The sequence below is a fragment of the Rothia sp. HMSC069D01 genome (genome assembly GCF_001810135.1).
Taxonomy (GTDB): Bacteria; Actinomycetota; Actinomycetes; order Actinomycetales; family Micrococcaceae; genus Rothia.
On the sequence record NZ_KV800080.1, the window covers coordinates 1 to 299 of the forward strand.

Sequence of the window (299 nt, forward strand, 5' to 3'; positions counted from 1 at the left end):
AAGTTGGGTACCGATGTTACCGAGTTTAAGCTCTCCTTTGGTAAGGCGTATCTTGCTCCGGTGTACGATTTTGCCAGTAAAGAGATTGTTGCCCACTCTATCTCGATGTGCCCTAATCTTGCCCAGCAGCAAGAGATGCTTCAGATACTCGTGGACGCTAAACCTGAGGGGGCCGAACCGGTTTTGCACTCGGATATGGGATGGCAGTATCAGCACGAGATTTACATCAGTACGCTCGCTGAGAATGGTTTCATTCAGAGTATGTCACGTAAAGGTAACTGTATCGATAATGGCGCTAC

The 299-nt window shown here is 48.2% G+C and carries 1 protein-coding gene; it reads left to right on the plus strand.

From position 1 onward, the window contains the following. A partial coding sequence (locus tag HMPREF2710_RS01460; RefSeq protein ID WP_141746584.1) for a DDE-type integrase/transposase/recombinase occupies positions 1-299 on the plus strand: 299 nt, incomplete at both ends.